The organism is Wenjunlia vitaminophila DSM 41686 (assembly GCF_000380165.1).
In the GTDB taxonomy this organism is placed as follows: Bacteria; Actinomycetota; Actinomycetes; order Streptomycetales; family Streptomycetaceae; genus Wenjunlia; species Wenjunlia vitaminophila.
Map to the genome: position 1 here is coordinate 1 of NZ_KB904659.1, position 19627 is coordinate 19627.

The window sequence follows — 19627 nt, forward strand, 5'->3', positions numbered from 1 at the left end:
GCGTACTGCAACGCCACGGTGCCGCGGGTCTCGCTGGTGCTGCGCAAGGCCTACGGCGGCGCGTACATCGTGATGGACTCCCGGTCCATCGGCGCGGACCTGACCTATGCCTGGCCGGGGAACGAGATCGCGGTGATGGGCGCCGAGGGCGCGGCCAACGTGATCTTCCGGCGGGAGATCGCCGCGGCTGAGGACCCGGAGACCACCCGCGCCGAGCTCGTCAAGAAGTACCGCAGCGAGCTGATGCACCCCTACTACGCCGCCGAGCGGGGGCTGGTGGACGACGTCATCGACCCCACGGCCACCCGGGAGACGCTCATCAGATCGCTGGAGATGCTGCGGCACAAGGACGGCACCCTGCCGTCACGCAAGCACGGGAACCCCCCGACATGAGCACCTCTTCCCCGGTGGCCGCCCCGGGTCCGTCGCTCGTCGGTCCCGCCGCGGCCACCGAACCGGGAGCGCCGGGGCAGTCCGAGCCGGACCCACCACTGCTGCGGGTGGTGCGCGGCGAGCCGACGGAGACCGAGCTGGCCGCGATGACGCTGGTCTTCGCCCTCCTGGCCGTGCGGGGTCGTGAGGAGGGCGAGGAGGGCTCCGGGCGCAAGCCGGCGCGCTGGCACCGACCCGATAGAAATCGCACCCCAGTTTCGTGGGCGTCCGGGAGCCATTCCGGCTACTAGTCGCTGTACTGTTTCCGAATAAACCATTCCGGGGGACGGCGCCAACGTTTCGCGGGTCATCGGGGAACGACTCCAAGAGAGTGATCCGTCAAGGGGTATTGGCACCCAACGAGGAAAGGAAGCAGTTACTACAGGCGATATTGAGCCCTCCCCGAGAGGTGCTCAACCCGGACATATTTGCCGGAGCGTGACCCAGTCACGCTCTAGTTCAGGTTGAGCCCTTCGTCGGACTCTCGGTGTGCACTGTGCTGTGGGACGCACACCCGCGCGTAACCGGCACCGGTGAACGGGAATCCAACTAGGGGGCGGCTTTGGCCGAGTACCGGAACTTCACCGAACTCGTGAGGGCGCACGTCACTGAAGGACCCGAAAGAGAGGCCCTGGTCCTGCTCAGCGGGGACGGGACCGAGATGCGGGCGGAGCGGGTCACCTACGCGGAGATCGACGTGGAAGCGCGCCGCCTGGCCGCCTGGTTGCAGGAGCGCGGCGCGGCCGGCCACCCGGTGATCGTGGTACAGAACTCCGGCAGGCTTTTCGCCACCAGCTTTCTCGCCTGCCTTTATGCCGGGGCCATGGCGGTTCCCGCTCCGCCTCCAGGAAACGTCAAGCACACCACCGAGCGACTGGTGGGGATCGTCAAGGACACGGCGCCGCACTCGGTGCTCACCGATGCCAGGGGCGCGCCCGGAGTGTCGCTGCTGCTGGCGCAGATCGGCTATGAGCGGGTGCCCTGTCTGGCCACCGACGCCCTGACCGCCGGAGCGGAGGACGACTGGAGTCCACCGGACATGGAGCCGGACGACATCGCGTTCCTCCAGTACACCTCGGGGTCCACCAGCGACCCCAAGGGAGTGATGGTCTCCCACGGCAACCTCATCGCCAACCAGGCCCAGATCGCCGGGGCCCTGGGCACCACCCGGGAGTCCCGGATGGGGAGCTGGCTGCCGTTCCACCACGACATGGGGCTGATCGGACACCTCCTGCACCCGCTGGCGGTGGGCGGCGCCAGCGTGCTGCTACCGCCGACGCTCTTCGTGCGGCACCCGGTCCGCTGGCTCCAGGCGATAACCGAGTACGGCGTCACCTCGGGCGGCGGTCCCAACTTCGCCTACGACCTGTGCGTCAGGCGGATCACCGAGGAGCAGATGGCCGGTCTCGACCTGTCCCGCTGGGAGAACGCCTGCAACGGCGCGGAACCGGTGCGCGCCGAGACCGTGCGTGCCTTCACCCGCAAGTTCGCCGCCGTGGGCCTGCGGCCTGACGCCATGTGGCCCTGCTACGGGCTGGCCGAGGCCACGCTCCTGGTCACCGGAGGCACCAGGAACGGGACGGTGCGCACCATGACCGTGGACGCCAAGGCGCTCGAGCACCACCGGGTGGTCACGTCCGCGCCGGCCGAGGCACCGGTGGAGGGGGACCAGCAGCGCGAGCTGGTGAGCTGTGGCCTGGTGCACGGCGGTCTCGACCTCGTCATCGTGGACCCGACGACCCGTGCCCGGCTCCCCGAGGGCCAGGTGGGGGAGATCTGGGTGCGCGGCGACAGTGTGGCGCGGGGCTACTGGAACCGGCCCAGGGACACCTGCGAGACCTTCTCCTCGGCCACCGCGTGCGGCCAGGAGGGGTTCCTGCGCACCGGGGACCTGGGCACCCTGCTGGACGGCGAACTGTTCGTCACCGGACGGCTGAAGGACATCATGATCGTGGCCGGCCGGAACCTCTATCCGCAGGACATCGAACGGGTGGCACAGCAGGTCAGTCCGCTCTTCGGGTTCTGCACCGCGTTCTCGGTGGGGTCGGAGCGCGAGCAGGCGGTGCTGATCCAGGAGGTGCGCACCGGTGGCTCCTACGACCTGGACCTGGCCAAGCTCGCCGCCCGGGTGCACGAGACCATCTCCCAGGAGTTCGAGATCGCGGTCGCCGGGGTGCTGCTGGTCCGTCCGGGGACCGTGCGCCGCACCACCAGCGGCAAGGTGCAGCGTCCCGCGATGCGGGACCTGTTCCTGCGCGGCCGGATAGAACCGCTGCACGCCTTGCTCTCGCCCGAGGTGCGCGACCTGGTCGAGGCCGGCGGTGGGCCACGCGGGTACGGCGGTGACCGACCGTGATCGACACCCTGCGGGGACCACGCCGGGCGCTCGGAGGGGCTCCGGAACTGTCCTCCGTCGAACGGCTGGAGCGATTCCTGGGGGACCCCTGGGACCCGGGGCAGAAGGTGCGCTACGCGCGTGGACCAGTGGCGGCGCCGCTCGCCGACGCCTGCGCCCACCTCGACGCCTGGGGGCTGCACCGGTACTACGTCCCCGTCGAGCACGGTGGTGAGCTGACCAGTCTCCAGGAACTGTTCGACCTGGTGCGCACCGTCGCGCGCCGCGACCCGGCAGCGGCGGTGACCCATGCCAGGACCCTCCTCGGCGCCGCAGGTGTCTGGGTCGCCGGCGACCGCGACCAGGCCCGGCACCTGGGCTCCCTGGTGACCGCGGGGGAGACGGTGGTGCTCGGGGGCCCGGAACGCCAACACATCGGCGACCTGTTGACCGGTGAGGTCACCGCCCGCCGCAACCGGCGTGGCTACCGCCTGGACGGCGAGCGCTGGCTGCTGGACAACGCGGCCGGGGGACGCCTGATGTGTCTGCTCGCCAGGACCGTGCCGCACGGCGGGCCCCGCGGGTTCAGCCTCCTGCTGGTGGACCAGCGGGACCTGGACCCGGCGACGTTCCGACACCTGCCCGAGGTCCCCGCCGTGGGGTTGCGCGGCGCCGGCACCAGCGGGGTGGCGTTCCACCGGGCCGTGGTGGACCGGGCCGCCAGGATCGGTGCCGAGGGCCAGGGCGTGGAGGTCCTGCTGAAGGTGCTCCAGGTGGTGCGCACCATCAGCCCGGCCGTCTGCCTGGGCACCGCCGACAGGGCGCTGCGCCTGGCGGTGCGGATGGCCAGTGAACGCGAGGCCTACGGCAGCAGTCCCTACGGGCACCCACTGACCCGCCGGGTGCTCGGCGAGGCGTACGCGGACCTGCTGGCCATGGAGGCGCTCGGCGCGGTGGCAGCCCGCAGCGCGCACCTGGCCCCCGGGGAACTCAGCGTCACCTCGGCCGCGGTCCGCAGCCTGCTGCCCGCCGTGGTGGACGGGGTCCTGGCCCGGCTGCGCGAGTTGTTCACCCCGCGCTCCCTGCCGTTCGGTACCCGCCTCACCTGCCCGTTCGACCAGATGGGGCGGGACCACCGGGTGGTGACCGCGCTCGATGGAGCCACCGCCGGCTGCCACGCCCTGGTCTCCCAGTTCCGCGCCCTGGCCAGGCACCACGCGCAGGCCTGCGAACGACAGGTGCCCGCGGGAGTGTTCGACCTGGGCGCCCCGTTGCCCCCGGTGCCCTGGGCGGAGCTGAACCTGGTGGCCAGGAACGGCAGCGGCCTGCTCGGCACCCTTCCGGAGTCCGCCCAGGTGCTGCGCCGGGCGGCGCAGACCGCACCCGAGCTGGCGGCTCCCGCCCGGTTGGCGGCACGTTTCGCGGCCGCGGTGGACTCCCTCCCGGACACCCTGCCGCGCACCCCCCGCACCGCGGCCGGTCTCACCCCGAAGGACGAGGACGCCGCCCACCGCTACGCGCTGTTGCTGGCCGCCGCGGCCTGCCTGGGGGTGTGGTGCCACGCCGGCGAGGTGAACCGGGCCTGGCCGGACGGACTGTGGCTGCACGCCGTGCTGTGCCGGCTGTACGCGCGGCTCAAGCCGGGGGACCGGCCGTTCCTCGCGGTGGCCAGCCCGTGGGGCTCGGGTCGGGACGAGGAACTGTTCGAGCGGATGTCGCAGCGGCTCGCCCTGCAGTGCCAGGCCGGCGAGGCGCTGTCCCTGCTGCCGTCCCGCACCGCGGAGAGTGACCCGTGCTGAGCGCGGCGCAGCACGGTCGGAGGAGGGTTCGGCCGACTACAGCCCCGGTGGATCTGGGTACTGACCAGTTATGGCCCTGCGCACCCCGTCCTTCGACGACCTGATCCACCGTCGGCCCTGGCTCCCGTGGCCACGGGCCGAGGAGTCGTTACCCCGGGACGCCACGCTGATCCACGGCCGTGGTGACCGAAGTCCGTCAGCAACCGACCGCAGTTCCGACCGGTGGCCCTGACCGGCGGTGGCTTTCCGCCCGCCAGCACGGCGCCGCGGCCCGTCGGTGCCCCAGCCTCCGACGGTGCCCCGCGGTGCGCCGGGTCCGCTGGTCCGCTCCCCGCCCGGTGGCCTACGCGAAGGAGTTACCGATGACGATCCCGTTCCCCACGACCGAGGGTGCGGTTCTGCAGTGGCTGGCCGACCGACTGGCCGAGCGCCTCGAGGTGGCGTCCGCGGACATCGGCCGTGCCGTGCCGCTCGAGCAGTACGCCTTGGACTCCATGGCCGCGTTCACCCTGCGCAGTGCCATTCAGGACACTTTCGGTATCACCCTCGACCTGGCAGCGACCCGGCGCTACCCCACGTTGGAGGCGCTGGCACGGCACCTCGTCGAGCGCATGCGGGACGTTCGGGCCGAGGACGGGTGAATCGTTGTTGCGGTTGAACAGTTCATGACTAACCGTCAAAGTCCTTTGTTCAACTATCACATGAGACATCGAGAGCAGCACCAATCCAACTCGACTCCCGGCGTCTATTCGGCGTGATTGTGTTCTACGATTCGCCGTAACCGCGAATGCCGACGGTAGTGGTTCGGCTACCGGTACGCCGCTCGACCTGGGCAGAAGCCGACGACCCGAGCTGCACAGGATGTTGACGGGGGGAGCACGGTGATCAGGATCCTTCTGGCCGAAGACATGAACATGGTGCGGGGCGCTCTGGTCGCCCTGCTGGAGCTGGAGCCGGACATAGAGGTGACGGCGGAGGTGGAGACCGGCGACGACATCGTCCCGACGGCGCTCAAGGTCCGCCCGGACGTCGCGGTGCTGGACATCGACCTGCCCGGCATCGACGGGATCACCGCCGCCGGCGCGCTCCGCCGTGAGCTGCCCCAGTGCCGGGTGCTCATCCTCACCAGCCTGGGCAGACCGGGGAACCTGCGCCGTGCGATGGACGCCCAGGTCTCCGGGTTCATCCTCAAGGACGCCCCGCCAGACCGCCTCGCCGGAGCGATCCGGGGGGTGGCGGCGGGGCAGCGGGTGGTGGACCCGCAACTGGCGATCGCCGCCTGGGACGCCGTGGAGAACCCGTTGACCTCGCGGGAGATCGAGGTGCTGCGCCTGGCCGCCGGGGGGGCCGAGGCCGTGGAGATCGCCGCGCGGCTGTTCCTCTCCCCCGGTACGGTGCGCAACTACCTGACCGCGATCGTGGCCAAGCTCAACGCCCGCAACCGGGTGGACGCGATCCGCATGGCGCAGGAGTCCGGCTGGGTCTGACGGGCGCCGGGCCCCTTCAGGCGGCGGTGTGGTCCGCGTCCTGGTCGGACGAGGTGCCGCCGCCCTTGGCCGGCCGTTGCTCCCCACCTGCCGCGGCGCCGTCGGAATCCGGCCCGCTCCCCTCCCCGCACAGCTCCAGGGGCACCCACGCCTCGAGGTGGAACCGCCCCTCCTCGGTCAGCCCCGCCTCCAGGTCGCCGCCGAGCACCTTCACCCGCTGGGCGAGGTTCTCCAAACCGGTGCCCTGCCGACCCTGGGCGTCCCCCACCGGGGGCAGCACCCCGTCGTTGACGATGCTCAGCCGTGCCGTCCCGTCCAGGACGACGGCGCGGATCTCGCAGTGCTGGGCCTTGCTGTGCCGCAGCAGATTGGTCACCCCCTCGCGCAGGACCGTCGCCAGCACGGTGTTCACCGGGCCGCTCATCTCGTCGGTGACGACGTCGATCTCCACGTCGATGTCGGCCGCCGACAGGATCGACCGGGCCGAGGTGCACTCCGCGCCCAGGGACATCTCCCGGTAGGAACTGGACACCGCGCGCACGTCGGCGAGCGCCTGCCGGGAGAGCACGAGCACCGACTCCAACTCCTGCTTGGCCCGTGCGGTGTGCCGGTCCGCCAGCCGGTACACCAGCTCGCTCTTGAGGGTGATCGCGGACAGGCTGTAGCCGAGCAGGTCGTGCAGGTCCCGGGCGAACCGCAGGCGTTCCTGGGTCACCGCGAGTCGGGCCAGCTCGGCCCTGGTCTCGTACAGCTCCTTGACGAGTCCGGCCAGCCGGGTGAGGCCGAACACCGCGAGGCCGAGGGCCGGGGTGCTGACCAGGTAGTAGGTGGCGTCGTACAGCGAGGCGCCGAGCAGCCGGTGGATGACCGGTATGGAGACGCTGACCAGCCCGAAGACCGGCCAGGCGACCCGGCGGGGCAGCACGAGCAGTGCGGAGGCGGCCAGGAAGTAGGGGGCGCCCACCCAGCCGTTGTCCACCCACAGGAACGGTGAGTACACCAGGACGATCTCCGCCAGGAAGGTCGGTGGGCCCCAGCGGTGCCGAGCGGTGTGGTCGTGCCAGGCGAGGTGACTGAGCTGGAGGGCCGTCAGCACCAGCAGGGTGCCGGTCCCGGCCGCCGCCACGGGCAGGCTGGGTTGTCGTTGCAGCAGGTTGAAGACGGCCGCGATCGGCGAACCGATGATCATCACGGCGACGATGGTCATGGCGAACTGCGGGGCCAGTTCGGCCCGTGGGCTCACACTGTCGTCATGTCCGTCCGGCGGGAAGCCACCCCTGTCCTTAGCCACGCCGAAGCCCTGCCGGTCCTGTCGCTCGGGCGACGCGTCCGGCGCGGCCCGGCGACTCCCTCTCGAGAAACGACTGATGCCCGACATGGATCTCCTCGCGACATGGTGAAGCAAGCAGCCAGTGATCAGACGGGGGCGGCTGTCTGGAGCCTACGCGGCATTCCCCGGCTGCGAACCTGAACGTGTCATTCTCAGCTTCCCGGCGTGGAGCCGCCGCGACAGCGTACGGCCCAGTCGGCGTCGTTGACCGGCTGGGCGACCAGGTCCCGCATGCCCAGGTGGGTGGGCGCCGCACCGGCGCGGGCATCGCCTTCTTCCTGGGAACAAGGCCCCAGGATGAACTCGCCCACACTGGATTCCGTCCGCCAGTCCAGACCGAAGGCACGAGCGGCGGCATCGGAGTCGCCGCCGCCGAGCGCACACGGGGCAAGACCCATGGCTGTGGACACTAAGTACAGCGTTTGTTGGAGCACGCCTACTTCTTTCAGTATGGCGGCGTACCACATTCCGCGGTACTTCCATGACATCCGACTGAACCGCGAGGTCATGGTGAGCAGCACCGGAGGAGGGGCGAGCAGGCCTGCGCCGGTCTGTGCGGCGTAGAGCAACTCCCTGACGTCGTTCTCGTTCCGGCTCACCAGGACCAGGGCATGGCCGTGCGGGTCATAGTAGTAGATGCCGCGGTCGGTGGTTCCGTCTCCCCGGCCCAGCGTCACATAGATCTCCAGTGAGTACGCGGCCCCGCCACTGGGGTACGGACGGGAGGTGGCGATGGGGCGGCCCGAGTCCTTCTCCGAGGTGGAGAACACCGCCCGGACCCGAGCGGACCTGTACAGCAGTTCACCGAGCTGGTCCGTGGTCACCGGCGCGTCCGCGTAGCAGCGCACCGAACGGCGCTGTTCGAGCGCTGCGGTCAACGACATGTCATCCACCAGCAACTGCTCCAGGGGCGGCCGGTACAGCTCCACCCGGGGACCCTCGGGCACGGTCTTCAGCAGGGGCTCGGGGGAGACCATGCCGAGGAACGGGTAGGTGGCCCCGTAGGGCTCGTCGTGCCGACCCCGCCGGCTGCGCGTGTGGAACAGCAGGTCACGACCGGACCAGGTGATCAACGCTGGGTCGCGGTCCTCGGCGAACGACGGCCCGGCGCCCCCGTCCCCCGTCCCCGGCGGGTCCCCGGACTGCGCGAGCACCACCATGCCGGCGGCCACGAGGTACCGTACGATCTGGAGCACCGCCTCCTCGGGCAGCCCCTGGGCCCTGGCCAGGTCCTGGGCGGTGCACGGCCGGGCCAGTGAGGAGACCAGGTAGGCCGCCTCCGGACTGTGCAGCACCACCCGGTGCAGTGACATCGCGGACTCCAGGATCAACGAGCCGTCCTCGGTCCGCATCGACGCGAACCGGGAGAGCCGCGCCGGCATCGAGATGTCATCGGGCAGGGTGAACACCGCCTGCCGGGTCATCGGGACCACCGAGATCAGCGGGGGATCGGTGGACTCCACCGCCAGTGAGCGCACCACCAGGTACTGGAGTTGGTTGAGAAGTGTGTGCAACTGGGCCAGCTCGCCCCGGATCTCGCCGGCCGACCCGCCGGGGCCCTCGGCGTCCTTCAGGCGCGAGGCGACGGCGTTGTTGAGCGACACGGGGCCGAAGGTCATCCGGCGCAGCGCCTCGCGCGCCATGGTGCCGAGGTTCTTCAGGCGCACCACGCCCCATGGTGTGCGCATCAGCGCCTGGTCGGCGTCCAGTTCGAGATCGACGTCCTCGCGCAGCGACCACAGCTCGACCTGCCGCACGCGAGGGTCACCGGTGATGCACGACTCGGTGGCCACGGGTGCTCCTTCGTCGATGCCACCGGGGCCGCAGCGCCACCGGCGGCAGGGGGTGTCGTTCCAGACGGACATGTCAGACGAACATGGGAACGGGGTTGAGCTCCTCGTACGCCCGGGGGCTGGCCAGCCGCCCGAGCCGTACCGGTGCGTCGTACAGGCGGCCCGGCGCGAACCTGGCCCGGAAGTGGCGCAGCCCGGGGACCACGACCTTGACCACGGGCAGCCCGATGTCGGCTCTGGTCTGGTCCAGGACCAGCAGCTCGAGGCCGTGCGCCCGCACCAGTGACTCGATCGCCTCCACGTCGTCCCTCAGGTCGCAGCGCGGGACGAAGGAGAAGTCCCAGGGTGCCCGCGCCGGTGCCTGCGGGTCCGGGCCCACGTAGGGCTGGTCCTCCACCGTGGCCCCGGTCCACCACCGCAACAGCTCGGGGCTGCGTGAACCGTAGCCGGTGCCGTCGGGCTTGGCGTCCACCACGAACGGCAGCATCTGGTTGAGCTCGCCGACCGCTCGCCGCAGCGCGATCAGCGGGTCGAAGTGCGCCCCGAAGCCGAACACGATGTCCTGGTACCCCGTGGGGCGCCGGGAGACCGCGACCACGGTGGGGATGCCCAGGTCGGAGGTGAGGTCGAGCGCCCACAACTCCCGGTCGAGGTCGGCGTAGACCTGCCGTGTCTCCTCGACCCACGGGTCGCCGAAGGCGTCGAGGTCCAACGCGGGCTGGATGGTGCGGTTGTACCACCACAGCGCGGCGGCGTCCCGCTCCACCAGCTCGAGGAACCCGTGCACCACGGCGTCCTCCAGGCTGCTGCCCGAGGCGTTGCCGTTGGAGTCGGCGAACGTGAAGCGCCGCCCCGACGCGGCGGGTGCGCGGTAGTACAGCATCGAGGTGGGCAGCATCCGCTGCCGCCGCTCGGTCAGCGACCACAGCGGCGTCCAGTCGATCTCGGCCTCCTCGTCGAACGGCTCGACGACGCGGTGGGACGAGCCGTGCCTGGCGTTCCACGCGTGCCGGTCGGCGAACTGCCTCTCGTGGTAGAGCTGGCAGGCGTCCGGGTGCACAGCCGCGTCGCCGAGTGACCGGTACGAGGCCCGGACGCGCAGCTCGTCGCCCTGGAAGTGGCCGCAGTGCCGCTCCAGTGCCTCGCACAGCGCGCTGACCCGTGCGTGCACCGCGGTGACGCCCTTGCCGCCGTTCTCCCGGCGCAGTCCGGCGCTGATCTCCGCCAGGTCCTCGTCGCCGGTGGCGACGTTGGGCCCGGACCGGAAGACGTTGAGGTGGCCTGGTCCGCGGCGGTCCGGCTCGATCGCCTTGACCACGCCGGTGACCGGGCTGACCAGGTGCCCGTAGGCGGCGAGCATCTGCTCGGGCCGCAGGGCACGGTGATCGCCCGACAGCATGGCGACCTTGGGCCGGGAGTTGATCACCACGGGGCGGGAGGTGGCCTCCGCGACCAGGGAGGGGTCGCCGCAGGCGGAGCACTGCGGACGGGCCCGCAGCGGATGGGTACGGCTCTCGAGGGAGAGACTGTCCAGGACCCAGACGCCCTGCTGGGCCGGGTGGCGGTGGCCGGCAAGCCACTTGACCGCCTCCAGGGCCACGAGCCGTGCGCCCAGGCCGTCGAGGGCGGCGAGACCGCCGACCGGCCGCGGCACCGGGCCACTGCGGCCCAGGGCGCGCTGGACGTGCCCCTCCGCCTGGCGGTGACCCCGCAGCCGGTGCGCGAGGCAGTGCCAGCACGGGCCGCCGGCACGGAAGGCCGGGCCGACCCACAGGTCGGCGCCGACCGGCTTGGCCAACAGCCAGGGCCGGCCCGACGCGCGGTGGGCGGCGTCCACCGCGGCGAGCTCGTCGCTGAGGTAGTCCTCGCAGAGCACCACCGTGAGGTCCGCGGCGCCCACGTCCGCGGCGCCCACGTCCGCCGCGGGGCGGCAGCCGTGGGCGTCGGACGCAGCGGTGCCGGCGGTGGGCCCGTGGTCCGGGGTGGCGGTGTGGTCGGTGGGGGACTGACCGACGACCGCCTCGTCCGGCTCCACGAGCACCTCGACGCCCGAAGCGGCGAGCAGCGCGGCCACCTCGGCGGTGTCCACGGCGCCCACCGCCACCACACGGACCCGTCCGGCGGTGGTGCGGGCATGGGCCGCGACCCCGTCCAGACCCGCGAGACCCCAGTAGACCTCGGCAGCCTCGGCCCGCCGGTCCGGCTCGGCGCCCGCCGGCCGGCGCTGGAGCAGCCCGACCCGGGCGAGCCGGTCCGTCAGACCTTCGATGTCCGAGACTCCCGTGGCCCACGGGGTCTGGTCGGCGAGGGCGGCCAGATCTCGCGTGCCGTCGAGCAGAGGGGCGAGCTCCTCGAGCTCCACCCCTCGAATCACCGAGACGTTCCGTTCGGAGAAGAGGTAGGTTGCCTCTCCGCGGACCACCTCTGCGCGTAGATGACGCTTGAAACCCAGCAGTTCGCCCCCGGGGGGACGGTCATCCGCTGGTGTGGTCACGCGTGGCCGCCGGCGTGCGGTTCGTCGGGCTGCGGCGAGCTGAAGCAGTAGGCGGGCTCGGCGCTGAAGCAGTAGCCGGCACCCTCGGCGTTGAAGCAGTAGCAGAACGCCTGGGCGTCGTTCTCCCGCAGCGGCGCGCCCCACCACGGGTCGAGCTCCTCGATGACAAGCTCGGGCACGATGGTGTCCGGGGCGTCGGTGGCCATGGACGACATGATGGTGTCACTCATCTGGGTCCCCCTCATTCACATGAGCGCCGCCGGAGCGGCGGCGGCTGTCGAACAGGAGTCTGCTGTGATCCACGCCTTGGTCACCAGTGGCAATTTCATGGCCGGGGGCTGAAATCTTCATAGTGGGCGTCGGATGAGGTCAGGAAGAGTCTCATGAAGCCCTCACTGGCCCGCGTGCTCACGGCGTGACATGTTGCATCCACGGTCGGTCAAGTCCGACCGGTCCGGCGGTGCAGGACTCCTCAACTCCGACTCCTGCGAAACCCCGTCGGACTAACCCAAAGCCGGGGGACAAAACGACCATGGAGATTCGAGTACTCGGACCGCTGACGGCGCAGGAGAACGGTGTCTCGATCGTGCCCAGCGCCGGGAAGCCGCGGCAGGTCCTCGCCCTGCTGGCCATCCGGGCCAACGAGGTCATGCCTGTCCTGTCCCTGATGGAAGAGCTCTGGGGCGCCGAGCCGCCGCGCAGTGCTCCCACCACGTTGCAGACGTACATACTCCAGTTGCGGCGACGCATCGCCGACCTGCTTGAGAAGTGCAATCCCGGTAGTGGCCAGCAGGCCAAGGACGTCCTGGTGACCCGGCACGGCGGGTACCTGCTCGACGTCCAGCCGGGTTCCGTGGACGCCCACGAGTTCGACCGCCTCGCGGCAGCGGGGAGCCAGGCGCTCGAGGCCGGCGACGACGAGGCCGCGGTGCGCCTGCTGCGCCAGGCGCAGGACCTCTGGCGTGGCCCGGCGCTGGTTGACGTCCCGGTGGGCGCCCGGCTCGAACTCGAGGTCACCAGGCTCGAGGAGGACCGGCTCGGCGTGCTGGAACGCCGCATCGGCGCCGAGATGCGCCTGGGTCGCCACCACGAGCTGCTCAGCGAACTGGCGGTGCTCGCCGCCCAGCACCCGCTGCACGAGGACCTCCAGGCCCAGTACATGATCGCCCTCTACCGCTCCGGCAGGCCGTGGCGGGCGCTCGACGTGTACACCCGACTGCGCGACACCCTCGTGGGTGAGCTCGGACTTGAGCCCTCCCCGCGGCTCCAGCGGCTCCAGCGTGCCGTCCTGGCCTGTGACCCGGCCCTGGACGAGCGCGGCGGGCGCGGCGGTCGGATCCCGGAGCGCTTCGCCGTCTGACGGCGGCTGCGACGGAGCCTGTGGTTGGGTCAAGGCTCCAGCCACGCTCCGTGGGAACCCGAGTTGTATCTGAGGCGTGATCCCCAAGATTCCGACACAGTGCGTCACATTCACCGGGAGCCTGCTGCCGGGAATCCTGTGAAGGAGCGGAACATGGGGACCCCCGAGGCCGTCGACAGCGAGAGCGTTTTGCGTGACTGGTTGATCGACCGGCTGAGTCTTTACCTCCAGTGCGGTCGCGGCCGGATCGAGGTCGATGTGCCGTACGTCGAGTACGGGCTGGACTCGGTGGCCTCGCTGAGCCTCATCGGCGACATCGAAGCGGAGTTCGGACTCAGTCTCGAACCCACGCTGGCCTGGGACTATCCCACGGTCACGGCTCTGGCGGGCTTACTCGCCAGCCGGCTCTCCGCCTCTCTCGGGGCTGCGTAGTCGGCAACGGCGGTCACGGCTCAAGGCCCCTGTCGGGTGTGCCACACCTGACAGGGGCCTTTGGCGTGTCCGGTCCCGCTGGCGGTACCGCGGGGGGCGTCATCCTGGCGACCGGTCCCGCGCCGCCCGCGGCGTACCGGCCGCTCGCCGACCCGCCGCCCGCCGTGGGACCGCCCCTGTGGTTCGGGCGGGCCTCGCTGCCCGCGGGCGGTGGCCTTCCCCCGGGCGCGAGCGGATTCCGGCAGGTGCCCAGAAGGCGCCCGTGGGGGCGCGGTCTCCGGCGCCGTCGCGGCTCCCGGGTCCGTGCGGCCCTTGCGCCCGCGGGGCTCCAGCGGCGGGCTCCTCCACGGCGGTGGCGCTCGCGAGCCGTTGTGGCGTTGCCCCGGGTGGGCCGTGACGTCCCCGATCCGCCCCTTGGAATGGCCGACTCCGGGTGACAGAAGTCGTACAGGTGTGTCCGATAACCCGACAGGGTGACGTTTTCTGACGGCCGAACCCCGGTTGGGCGGCCGTTTCAGCCATGCGCCGTTCCCGCCAGCGACGTGATCCTGTCATGATCCATTCTTGTGAACCGTCATGGATGGCGCATGAACATCCACTCCCTTGACGTCCCCGTACGCTCCGCCGTCCCACCTTCCCGGTCGATCACCCTCGATGGCTGTGGCGTGTACGGACGGTGAGCGTTCCGTGTCGTTGGGGCTGGCGGGTTCCGGTGCCTGGTCTCGCCGCTTGACCGCGCCTTGAGTGCTTCCTCTCATCCTCACTTCCAATGATGTGAGGGTGTGAGGACTTGGAGGGACGGGTCTATGACGCACGAACACCTCGTCGTCTGTGTGGTCGGAGCGGGCCCGCGCGGCTTGTCGGTACTCGAGCGGCTCTGCGCGAACGCCCGCGAACTGGCCCCTGACACACGCATTGACGTGCACCTGATCGACGCACACCCGCCGGGGCCGGGACGGGTCTGGCGCCGTTCGCAGTCGCGACACCTGCTCATGAACACCGTGGCCGGGCAGATCTCCCTCTTCACCGACGACAGCGTGGACCTGCGCGGACCCCTGGAGCCCGGCCCCAGTCTCCACGAGTGGGCCAGGCTGCTGACGTTCAGCACACCGGACGAGGGTTTCGACGCGGAGACCCTCGACGAGGCCAGGCGCCTCGGCCCGGACACCTATCCGACCCGCGGTTTCTACGGCACGTACCTGGAATGGGTCTACCAGCGGGTCGTCCGCACCGCGCCGAGCCGTGTCACCATCACCACGCACCGCACCAGGGCGGTGGCGGTCGACGACCTCCCGCCGGCCGAGGGGGAACCGCCCCGGCAGACCGTGTTGCTGGAGAACGGCGTGCGGTTGTCCCACATCGACGCACTGGTCCTGGCCAACGGCCACCTGCCGGCCCTGCCGACGACGACCCAGCGGGACCTGCGGTCGTTCGCGGGGGAGCACGACCTGACCTACCTGCGACCGGTCAACCCCGCCGACGCCGAACTGGCCCGCGTCCGGCCCGGGGAACCCGTGCTGCTGCGCGGGCTGGGACTCAACTTCTTCGACTACATGGCGCTGTTCACCGTCGGTCGGGGCGGCAGCTTCCAGAGGGTGGGCGGTCGCCTGGTCTACCGCTCCTCGGGGCAGGAACCCAGGATGTTCGCCGGCTCCCGGCGCGGCATCCCCTACCAGGCCCGGGGCGAGAACCAGAAGGGAGCGACGGGTCGGCACGAGCCCCTGCTGCTCACCCCCGAGCGGATCGCCGAGCTGAGGGCCGACTCCGAACGCGCGGGAGGCATCGACTTCCGCACCGACGTCTGGCCCCTGATCGCCAAGGAGGTCCAGACCGTCTACTACCGCACCCTGATCACCAGGCGGGTGTGCGTGTGCGAGGCCCGCAGGTTCCAGGACCGGTACCTGGAGTGTCCCTGGGGCGACCCGGCCGAGGACCGGGTGCTCGACGCGTTCGGCATCCCGGAGAAGGAACGCTGGGACTGGGAGCTGATCGCCCACCCCGACCGCGACCGGGACTTCTCCGACCCGGACGACTTCCAGAACTGGCTCGGCGAGTACCTGCGCGCCGATCTGGTGGAGGCCAGGGCGGGCAACGTCGAAGGGCCGCTGAAGGCCGCCCTGGACGTCATGCGGGACCTGCGGAACGAGATACGGCTGCTGGTGGACCACGGTGGCCTGTTCGGGGAGTCGCACCGGAACGACCTGGACGACTGGTACACGCCGCTCAACGCGTTCCTCTCCATCGGTCCGCCGGCCAGCCGGATCGAGGAGATGATCGCGCTGATGGAGGCCGGCGTCCTGCGGGTCATCGGTCCCGGGATGCGGGTGGACACCGACCCGGACGGCTGGTTCACCGCCGAGTCCCCCCGGGTGCCCGGGTCACGGGTGCGGGCCACGACGTTGATCGAGGCGATGCTGCCGCCGATCACCCTGCGCCGCACCGCCGACCCGCTGCTGCGCCACCTGATCGTCACCGGCCAGGCCACCACGTACCGCATCCGGACGAGGACCGGGGGGTGGTTCGAGACGGACGGGCTGGCCATCACCCGCAGACCGTTCCGCGTGGTGGACGCCCAGGGGCGCCCCCATCCCCGGCGGTTCGCGTTCGGAGTGCCGACCGAGGCCGTGCACTGGGTCACCGCGGCCGGCATCAGGCCGGGGGTCAACTCGGTCACGCTGACCGACTCGGACGCCATCGCCCGGGCCGTGCTCACCTGCCTGGACGACCGGCCCTGCGGGGCCGACGCCACCGACCACTGACCGGAACACACGCGAAAGGCCGCCCTCCCACCGGAGGACGGCCACTTCACCAGGTGCGCCGCCAGGGACTCGAACCCCGAACCCGCGGATTAAGAGTCCGCTGCTCTGCCAGTTGAGCTAGCGGCGCTCGCTGACACGGGAATACTACCTGACCTTCGGAGATGCTCAGCACCAGGATCGGGCTCCCGGGCCGCACGACCGGGCTCAGATGGCGAGGGAGAGCAGCAGTGGCGCGGCCCGCCGGTTGAGCGTCTCGGCGGCCTCACGGAGCCGGAACGCCTGCGCGACCGGCATGGACAGGGCCAGGGCCCCGGCGGTGGCCCCGGCGGTGACCGGCACGGCGGCGCAGACGGTGCCGACCGCGTACTCCTGGAGGTCCAGCACGGGCACCGTCGCCGGGTGGCCGTCCAGCTTGGTGAGCAGGATCTCCTCGTCGGTGATGGTGTGCGAGGTGAGCGGGGCGACGCGGTGCCGGGACAGGTGCTCCCGGCGGCCCTCGTGGTCGAGCTGCCCGAGCAGGCACTTCCCGATCGCGCTGGCGTGGCCGGTGGCCCGGAAGTCCACCCACTCGCTCACCCGGGGCGCCTGCGGGCTGTCGGCGCAGTCCACCAGGGTGATCTCGCCGTCCTGGTAGCGGCTGAAGTACACGGCGGCGGAGACCTCGTTGTGCAGCGCGGTCAGGCTGGCGCGGAGTCGCTCGGCCAGGTGCTGCCTGCGGTGGGAGCCGCCGAGTCGGAGCAGGGTGTCACCCAAGACGTACCCGCCACCGGTCAGGCGGCGCAGGTAGTTCTCCCGCAGCAGCATGGCCAGCAGGTGGTTGAGCGTTCCTGCAGGCATCCGCACCTCGCGGGCGAGCTGGTCCGCGGACACCCCGTGCTCGTGCTTGTCCACGGCGTCCAACACGCGCAGTGCGTGCTGGACCGTGTGGACCGGTGCGACCTGTCCGCCCTCCAGCGACACGGTATCCCCCTCGCAGGTGTGACCGCTTGCCTCGTCGCCCCCGCCACCGGCCGCGGGTGCCGCCGTTCCCCTCGGGGCGGTGAGGTCTCGGAGCGGCGGTGGGGCCGCTTCCCACCATAGACCCAACACGTGTGCGCCAACCGGTCGTTGCCGAACCTCACGGCTCCGGCCCGCGTCGTCGTGGGGGCCGGAGGCCACGCCGCGTCCGGGGCGGGGTCAGCGCACCGCGCGCAGGAAGTCGCGGGTGCGCTGGTGGTCCGGGTCCGAGAAGATCTTCTCCGGTGGCCCCGACTCCACCACCCGTCCGGCGTCGAACATCAGCACCTGGTCGGAGACGTCCCGGGCGAACCCCATCTCGTGGGTCACGCAGACCAGGGTCACGTCGCCGGAGACGGCGATGTCCCGCAGCAGGTCCAGCACCCCGGCGACGAGCTCGGGGTCGAGCGCCGAGGTGACCTCGTCGAGCAGCAGCACCTTGGGCCGCATGGCCAGCGCCCGGGCGATGGCGACCCGCTGCTGCTGGCCTCCGGAGAGGTGGGCGCAGTGGGCGTCCGCCTTGTCGGCCAGACCCACCATCTCCAGCAGCTCCCGCGCGCGTATCTCGGCCTCGTCCCGGTCCATGCCCAGGACCCGGACGGGAGCCTCGGTGAGGTTGCGCAGCACCCGCATGTTCGGGAACAGGTTGAACTGCTGGAAGACCATGCCGATCTTCTTGCGGATGGGCCGGACGTGCTTCTCGTCGGCCGGGACGAGCTTCCCCCGGCGGACCATGTGGGTGAGGTTGTCGCCGTCCACGGTGATGCTGCCCCCGTCCGGCCGGATCAGGGTCATCAGCAGCCGCAGGATCGTGGTCTTCCCGGACCCCGACGGGCCGATCAGCGTGACGTTGCGGCCGGCGGCCACGGAGAAGTCCAGCTCGTCCAGGACGGTGACGCCGCCGAAGCGCTTGACCACCCGGTCGAACCGGATGAGCGGCGGCGTGGTGCCTCCGGTGGGCGTCCGTTCTTCGGTGGCGGAGTCAGTGGGTGCCAAGGCGTCGCTCCAGGAGTCGGATGAGCAGGGAGGTCGGGTAGGCGATGACGACGAAGAGCAGGCCGACCACTGTCATCGGCTCCAGGTAGCGGAACGATTCGGCGCCGACCTCCTGGGCCTGCTTGAGCATGTCCAGCACCGCGATGGCGTACAGCAGCGGGGTGTCCTTGAACATCGCGATGACGTAGTTGCCCAGCGCGGGGACCACCCGGCGCAGGGCCTGCGGGAGCACCACCGCCACCCAGGTGTGCGTCCGGGGCAGGCTGAGCGCGGTGGCGGCCTCCCACTGGCCCCTCGGGACCGCCTCGATCCCCGCCCGGTACACCTCCGCGGTGTAGGTGGAGTAGTGCAGGCCGAGGCCGATCACCCCGGTGACCAGCGGGGAGAACGAGATGTCCAGCGTCGGCAGCACGTAGAACAGGAAGAAGAGCTGCACCAGCAGCGGGGTGTCGCGGACGAACTCGACGACCGCCCGCACCGGCCAGCGGACCCAGCGGCTCGGCACCCGGAACAGCAGGGTCCACACCAGGCCGAGGCCGAACGCCAGCAGGGAGCCGAGGACCGTCGCCTTGAGGGTGACGACGAGGCCGTCCAGGATCTGCGGCATGAAGTCCCACACGTAGGACCAGTCCCAGTCCACTCAGATCCCCCCGCCCTGGCCGTGGCCGGTCGGTTCGGGAAGCGGCGGGGGCCCTGCCGGGGCCGTGGGCGGTTCCGAGCCGAGCGGTGCTTCGGGGCCCGTCACGAGCCGGCCGAGGCCGAGGTTCGCCTTGGCCCGGCGTTCCAACAGCCGCATCCCGCGGGTGAGGGTGAAGGCGATGACGAAGTACATCCCCAGGATGAGGCCGTAGACCTGGGCGCTCTCGCCCGTCGCCAGTCGCACCGACTGCGCCTGGAAGGTCAGGTCCCCGATGGTCACCGCGGAGGCCAGCGAGGTGGCCTTGAGCAGCTCGACGAGCTGGTTGCTGAACGTCGGCAGCATCTCCGGGACCGCCTGCGGCAGCACGACCAGGCGCAGACGCTGCCACGGGGTGAAGCTCAGGGCGGTGGCCGCCTCCCGCTGACCCGGGCTGACGGCGAGCACCGCGCCGCGGACCACCTCCGAGCCGTACGCGCCGAAGCTCAGCGACAGGGCGAGCGTCCCGGCCCACAGCGGTGCGAGCTGCCAGCCCAGCAGGGGAAGCGCGAAGAAGAGCCAGAACATCAGGACGAGGGCCGAGGTCCCGCGGAAGAACTCGACGTAGACGGCGGCGAAGAAGCGCACGGCGCGCCGGCGGGAGAGCCGGGCGAGTCCGGCGGTGAAAGCAATCAGTACGGCCAGCGCGGCGCTGAACACCAGCAACTGGATGGTGATCCACAATCCGTCGAGGAGTAGTTTGAATAGTCCGAATGTCATGGCTCGGTGGCCTCCACC

The 19627-nt window shown here is 71.0% G+C and carries 17 protein-coding genes and 1 tRNA gene; 9 read left to right on the forward strand and 9 right to left on the reverse strand.

Translation table 11 applies throughout. The annotated features are described in order from the left end of the window. The 6 genes from A3IG_RS29170 to A3IG_RS0109670 form a co-directional block, all read left to right on the forward strand. A partial coding sequence (locus A3IG_RS29170) for a carboxyl transferase domain-containing protein (RefSeq protein ID WP_040911154.1) occupies positions 1-393 on the forward strand: 393 nt, incomplete at its 5' end. Beyond that, positions 390-683 (forward strand): acyl-CoA carboxylase subunit epsilon, encoded by a 294-nt coding sequence (locus tag A3IG_RS29175; protein ID WP_040911155.1) that lies wholly within the window; start codon positions 390-392, stop codon positions 681-683. The genes A3IG_RS29170 and A3IG_RS29175, both read left to right, overlap by 4 nt. Before the next feature lie 311 nt (positions 684-994). Further along, the gene (locus tag A3IG_RS0109650) at positions 995-2788 is read left to right on the forward strand and encodes a fatty acyl-AMP ligase (protein ID WP_018383356.1); all 1794 of its coding nucleotides are present in this window, start codon (positions 995-997) and stop codon (positions 2786-2788) included. Then, positions 2785-4566 (forward strand): acyl-CoA dehydrogenase family protein, encoded by a 1782-nt coding sequence (locus A3IG_RS0109655; protein WP_018383357.1) that lies wholly within the window; start codon positions 2785-2787, stop codon positions 4564-4566. Before A3IG_RS0109650 ends, A3IG_RS0109655 begins: the two co-directional genes overlap by 4 nt. A 362-nt stretch (positions 4567-4928) precedes the next feature. Next, positions 4929-5207: an acyl carrier protein gene (locus A3IG_RS0109665; RefSeq protein WP_018383359.1), complete on the forward strand. Its 279-nt coding sequence runs from the start codon at positions 4929-4931 to the stop codon at positions 5205-5207. Between the two features lie 240 nt (positions 5208-5447). Further along, positions 5448-6053 carry a response regulator transcription factor gene (locus A3IG_RS0109670; protein ID WP_018383360.1) on the forward strand — a complete coding sequence of 202 codons (606 nt, stop codon included), beginning with the start codon at positions 5448-5450 and terminating at the stop codon, positions 6051-6053. A gap of 16 nt (positions 6054-6069) precedes the next feature. On the opposite strand, the gene A3IG_RS29180 is transcribed toward A3IG_RS0109670, so the two are convergent. The 4 genes from A3IG_RS29180 to A3IG_RS0109690 all read right to left on the reverse strand — a co-directional run bounded on the left by A3IG_RS29180 (position 6070) and on the right by A3IG_RS0109690 (position 11900). Then, on the reverse strand, positions 6070-7296 hold the full coding sequence (locus tag A3IG_RS29180; protein WP_018383361.1) for a sensor histidine kinase: 1227 nt from the start codon (positions 7294-7296) through the stop codon (positions 6070-6072). 239 nt (positions 7297-7535) lie between these two features. Further along, positions 7536-9176 carry a SagB/ThcOx family dehydrogenase gene (locus A3IG_RS29185; RefSeq protein ID WP_018383362.1) on the reverse strand — a complete coding sequence of 547 codons (1641 nt, stop codon included), beginning with the start codon at positions 9174-9176 and terminating at the stop codon, positions 7536-7538. Positions 9177-9249: 73 nt separating this feature from the next. Continuing rightward, positions 9250-11670 carry a TOMM precursor leader peptide-binding protein gene (locus A3IG_RS0109685; RefSeq protein ID WP_051087441.1) on the reverse strand — a complete coding sequence of 807 codons (2421 nt, stop codon included), beginning with the start codon at positions 11668-11670 and terminating at the stop codon, positions 9250-9252. Next, positions 11667-11900 carry a hypothetical protein gene (locus A3IG_RS0109690; protein ID WP_157862325.1) on the reverse strand — a complete coding sequence of 78 codons (234 nt, stop codon included), beginning with the start codon at positions 11898-11900 and terminating at the stop codon, positions 11667-11669. Before A3IG_RS0109690 ends, A3IG_RS0109685 begins: the two co-directional genes overlap by 4 nt. 302 nt (positions 11901-12202) lie before the next feature. On the opposite strand from A3IG_RS0109690, the gene A3IG_RS0109700 reads away from it, so the two are divergent. The 3 genes from A3IG_RS0109700 (at position 12203) to A3IG_RS0109710 (ending at position 16221) form a co-directional block, all read left to right on the forward strand. Then, on the forward strand, positions 12203-13030 hold the full coding sequence (locus tag A3IG_RS0109700) for an AfsR/SARP family transcriptional regulator (RefSeq protein ID WP_018383366.1): 828 nt from the start codon (positions 12203-12205) through the stop codon (positions 13028-13030). A gap of 153 nt (positions 13031-13183) precedes the next feature. Next, the gene (locus A3IG_RS0109705) at positions 13184-13462 is read left to right on the forward strand and encodes an acyl carrier protein (RefSeq protein ID WP_018383367.1); all 279 of its coding nucleotides are present in this window, start codon (positions 13184-13186) and stop codon (positions 13460-13462) included. A gap of 806 nt (positions 13463-14268) precedes the next feature. After that, positions 14269-16221, forward strand: coding sequence for an FAD/NAD(P)-binding protein (locus tag A3IG_RS0109710; protein WP_018383368.1), 1953 nt, complete (start codon positions 14269-14271; stop codon positions 16219-16221). A 54-nt stretch (positions 16222-16275) separates the two neighbouring features. On the opposite strand, the gene A3IG_RS0109715 is transcribed toward A3IG_RS0109710, so the two are convergent. The 5 genes from A3IG_RS0109715 to ehuC all read right to left on the reverse strand — a co-directional run bounded on the left by A3IG_RS0109715 (position 16276) and on the right by ehuC (position 19609). Further along, a tRNA-Lys gene (locus A3IG_RS0109715) sits at positions 16276-16348 on the reverse strand. 77 nt (positions 16349-16425) lie between these two features. After that, entirely contained in the window at positions 16426-17181 is a 756-nt protein-coding gene (locus A3IG_RS0109720; RefSeq protein WP_018383369.1) for an IclR family transcriptional regulator, read from the reverse strand. 216 nt (positions 17182-17397) lie between these two features. Then, on the reverse strand, positions 17398-18213 hold the full coding sequence (gene ehuA, locus A3IG_RS0109725; protein ID WP_018383370.1) for an ectoine/hydroxyectoine ABC transporter ATP-binding protein EhuA: 816 nt from the start codon (positions 18211-18213) through the stop codon (positions 17398-17400). Beyond that, positions 18200-18853: an ectoine/hydroxyectoine ABC transporter permease subunit EhuD gene (ehuD, locus tag A3IG_RS0109730; protein WP_018383371.1), complete on the reverse strand. Its 654-nt coding sequence runs from the start codon at positions 18851-18853 to the stop codon at positions 18200-18202. The genes ehuA and ehuD overlap by 14 nt, the downstream gene beginning before the upstream one ends. Continuing rightward, a complete protein-coding gene (gene ehuC / locus A3IG_RS29190; protein ID WP_051087442.1) occupies positions 18854-19609 on the reverse strand; it encodes an ectoine/hydroxyectoine ABC transporter permease subunit EhuC in 756 nt (251 codons plus the stop codon). It abuts the gene before it with no gap. Positions 19610-19627: the final 18 nt, after the last annotated feature.

What these genes read in the sequence shown, in the direction of transcription:
- A3IG_RS0109665 (WP_018383359.1), top strand. Translation starts at nt 4,929, where the DNA reads ATGACGATCCCGTTCCCCACGACCGAGGGTGCGGTTCTGCAGTGGCTG.
- A3IG_RS0109705 (WP_018383367.1), top strand. Translation starts at nt 13,184, where the DNA reads ATGGGGACCCCCGAGGCCGTCGACAGCGAGAGCGTTTTGCGTGACTGG.
- A3IG_RS0109710 (WP_018383368.1), top strand. Translation starts at nt 14,269, where the DNA reads ATGACGCACGAACACCTCGTCGTCTGTGTGGTCGGAGCGGGCCCGCGC.
- A3IG_RS29175 (WP_040911155.1), top strand. Translation starts at nt 390, where the DNA reads ATGAGCACCTCTTCCCCGGTGGCCGCCCCGGGTCCGTCGCTCGTCGGT.
- A3IG_RS0109690 (WP_157862325.1), bottom strand. Translation starts at nt 11,900, where the DNA reads ATGAGTGACACCATCATGTCGTCCATGGCCACCGACGCCCCGGACACC.
- A3IG_RS0109700 (WP_018383366.1), top strand. Translation starts at nt 12,203, where the DNA reads ATGGAGATTCGAGTACTCGGACCGCTGACGGCGCAGGAGAACGGTGTC.
- ehuC (WP_051087442.1), bottom strand. Translation starts at nt 19,609, where the DNA reads ATGACATTCGGACTATTCAAACTACTCCTCGACGGATTGTGGATCACC.